Below are 3,505 nucleotides of genomic sequence, written 5' to 3' on the forward strand. Positions count from 1 at the left end.
AAGGTCGAGGACCTGCCGGTGCACCTGTATGACCTCGGCACCGGCGTGCAGCCGAAGATCCCGACCGAAGTGCTGATCCCGGAGACGCGCGAATTCGAATTCGCCAATCTCGGTTTCATCCCGCTGTCGTTCTACAAGAACCACGACTTCGCGTGCTTCTTCTCGGCCAGCTCCACCCAAAAGCCGGCGCTGTACGAGACGAAGGAGGCGACCGCGAACAGCCGTATCAATGCGCGTTTGCCGTACATCTTTCTGCTCTCCCGCATCGCGCACTACTTGAAGCTGATCCAGCGCGAGAACATCGGCACGACCAAGGACCGGCGTCTGCTCGAGCTGGAGCTGAACAGCTGGATCAAGGGTCTCGTGACCGAGATGAAGGATCCGGGCGACGAGCTGCAGGCTTCGCACCCGCTGCGCGACGCGAAGGTCACGGTCGAGGACATCGAGGACAATCCGGGCTTCTTCCGCATCAAGCTCTTCATCATCCCGCACTTCCAGGTCGAAGGCATGGACATCGGTCTGTCGTTGGTGTCGCAGATGCCCAAGGCCAAGAGCTGATCTGCTCAGTCCACGTGTCAGTCACCGGAGCCATGACGGCTCCGGCGTCGCTGCTTTTATCGTTTGCTCGCTCAACGGAGTTGCTGCATGTCGTCGATTCTGCCTACACAGGCTTACGAGTTGAAGCTGGCGCCGCATCCGGCGCCGACTTCCGTTCTCAAATTCACAGGCAGGGATGCCGTGAGTGAGCTGTATCGGTACGACATCGAGTTTACGAGCCCCGTGGCCGGCATCCCGATGGACCAGGTGGTCGGCCGCCCCGCGAAGTTCATCATTGCCCCGGTCGATCCGAACATGGACTATCTGCGCAAGATGTTCGGGGAGAACGCGGAGCAGTTCAGCAAGATGCCGGCCGCGTATACGATCCACGGCATCATCACGGAATTCGATGAGTTTGCAACGTCCGCTGATCAGACGCACTATCGGGTCCGGCTCGAGCCGGCGCTCGCCGACCTGAACCGGGGTGTCACGAGCCGGTTGTTCCAGAAGCAGTCGGTCGAGGAAATCGTGACCGACACGCTGCGCCATTACGGCTACCGTGCCGGCGTCGACTTCGCGTTCCAGTTGCGCCACAAGTACAAGCGGCACGAATACATCACTCAATACCACGAGACAACGTTTGCCTTTATCCAGCGCATCTGTGCGCAGGAGGGAATCTGGTTCCGCTGGGAGCAGAAAAAGGACCGGTCGGTCATGGTGTTCGGCGACGATCTTGACGCCTACGCGCGCAAGCAACTTACCGTGCCGTATCGCCGCGACTCGGGGCTAGAGAGTTCCGGCATGGACGCGATCAAGACGCTCGACAAGCGGACCCGGCGCGTCCCCGAAGCAGTGCGGTTGCATGATTACAATCACCGCGAGGCGGGCGTGTCGCTGCTCGTCGAGGAAAATGCCGCGCGCGACGACAAGACGACGAACGGCATCGACTACCGCTGGGGTGAGCACTACGAGACGCCGGAAGAGGGCAAGAGCGTGGCCCGTCGTCGCCACGAGGAGTATCTGGCAAACCAGATCACCTTCAAGGGCACCGGTAATCCGTTCTGGCTGGAGGCGGGTGAGGTGATGCGTATCGATCCGAATCCGGCCGACGCGAAGCACGGGATCTTTATCACGTCGGTCGAATCGGGTGGTGGCCGTGGCGACTCGTACTGGGTGACCTTCGAAGGGATTCCGTCGGACCGGATCTGGCGCACGCCGATGGCCTCGATCAGGCGACCAGCCATCGATGGTATCCTGCCGGCGCGCATTACATCGCCCGGCAACTACAAATACGCGTATCTGACGGAGCAGGGCTGGTACGTAATCAAGCTGCCGTTCGACCTCGACGAGTGGAGTCCGGGCGGCACGAGCCGGCCGGTGCGGTTTGCCAAGCCGTACAGCGGCGACAACTACGGTCACCACTTCCCGCTGATCGACGGGGCCGAAGTGGCCATCATCTTTACCGATGGCCACCCGGACAGGCCCGTGATGATTGGGGCCATGCATGACAGCCAGCATCCGGACCTCGTCAACAACCTCAACCACACCCGGAACCTCATCGTGACTGCCGCGGGTAATACGCAGCGGATGGAGGATAAGGAGGGCGTCGAGCACGTCCACCTGATGACACCGTTTCAGGACAGCGAGCTCAATCTCGGCCACATGGTCGACAGTGATCGCAAGGAGCGCGGGCATGGCGCAGAATTGCGCACCGACGGGCCGGCTGCTGTTCGGGGAGCAAAGGGCGTGCTGGTTACCGCCGAAGGACAGCCAGGCGCCGCAGGCGAACAGCTCGCCATGCAGGACGCTGACACGACGCTTGAGCAGGCCGAACAGATCCTGCATGCCCTCAATGAATCGGCGAACGCTGCGAAAGCCCTGCAGGCTGACATCGATCAACAGCGCGCACTGATCCAGCAAAAGCTCAAGCGGCTTCAGAAACCCGTCATTGTTGCAACAGCCCCCGATGGCGTCGGACTCGTCAGTGGCCAGCAGATGCAGCTTGCCGCCCGCAAGCAGATGTTTGTCACCGCCGGCGACGGGCTCGACATCGGCGTCATGAAGCGTATCGCAGTCGCGGCCGGCGAGGCCATCTCGTTCTTTGCGGCGAGACTCGGGATCCGGATCTTTGCCGCGAAGGGGAAAGTCCAGGTCCAGGCGCAGTCCGACATGATGGAGCTCATGTCAATGCAGGACATGACAGCCAGTTCATCGGACGGCGAAGTCATCATCACCGGCCGCAAAGGCGTCACGATCGGCGATGGGTCCGGCGCCTACATCAAGCTCTCGGGCGGCAAGATCATTCTCGGCAGTCCTGCTGGAGAAATCGAGCTCAAGGGCAACCTGAAAGTCGACGATCCGGACGGCGGCAGCTTCAAATTCCCGACATGGTCCAAGGCGCCGCTCAACGACGTGAAGGACGCAACGAACTTCGGATTTTCTGAATAAGCTCAATCATGACAAGCCAACCTGCACCGAAGAAACCGCAAACGCCCGCGCCGGCCAAGCTGAAGCCGTTGCCGTTCGCCTTTCCGTTCCTTCGCAAGGGACAGGGCCAGTCGGAGGCCTCCGCCCGGTTCACCGACGAGCACGAGATTTACCGGCTGCTCGCGGAACGCGAGCCGTCAGGCGCGTACCTCGTCAGCCGGAAGGGGATGTGGCATGGCGGCATCCACATCACCGAGGCCGGCGCAGGGCAATCGCTGGATCTCGACGCGGGACTGCGCTGCATCGCCGACGGCGTGCTGATCGCGTTTCGCGCCAACAAAACCTATCCGCTTAGCGAGATCGCTGCGGCCGGTAGCGGATCACCGGTCCAGGCACCGTATAGCACGGGCTTCGCGCTGGTGCGGCACACGATGGAGTTCCCGCAGGGCACGAAGCTGACGTTCTGTTGATGTCCGCACAGAACTGACCCACTAGAGCTGAAAATTTTCATCGAATTTTGACCCACGTGATTGAATGCCCT

At 61.3% G+C, this 3,505-nt stretch carries 3 protein-coding genes; all 3 read left to right on the plus strand.

What is annotated here, in order from left to right:
• Positions 1-558 (plus strand): type VI secretion system contractile sheath domain-containing protein (locus DIE23_RS38700; protein ID WP_185646587.1); only part of this gene is annotated, 558 nt, incomplete at its 5' end.
• An 87-nt stretch (positions 559-645) separates the two neighbouring features.
• Positions 646-2,985, plus strand: coding sequence for a type VI secretion system Vgr family protein (locus DIE23_RS38705; protein ID WP_124618136.1), 2,340 nt, complete (start codon positions 646-648; stop codon positions 2,983-2,985).
• Positions 2,986-2,993: 8 nt separating this feature from the next.
• Positions 2,994-3,434, plus strand: coding sequence for a hypothetical protein (locus DIE23_RS38710; RefSeq protein ID WP_409364280.1), 441 nt, complete (start codon positions 2,994-2,996; stop codon positions 3,432-3,434).
• Positions 3,435-3,505 lie beyond the last annotated feature (71 nt).

Source organism: Burkholderia sp. Bp9143 (assembly GCF_003853645.1).
GTDB lineage: Bacteria > Pseudomonadota > Gammaproteobacteria > Burkholderiales > Burkholderiaceae > Burkholderia.

Coding starts and splice junctions, on each gene's coding strand:
- DIE23_RS38705 (WP_124618136.1), top strand. CDS start 646: ATGTCGTCGATTCTGCCTACACAGGCTTACGAGTTGAAGCTGGCGCCG.
- DIE23_RS38710 (WP_409364280.1), top strand. CDS start 2,994: ATGACAAGCCAACCTGCACCGAAGAAACCGCAAACGCCCGCGCCGGCC.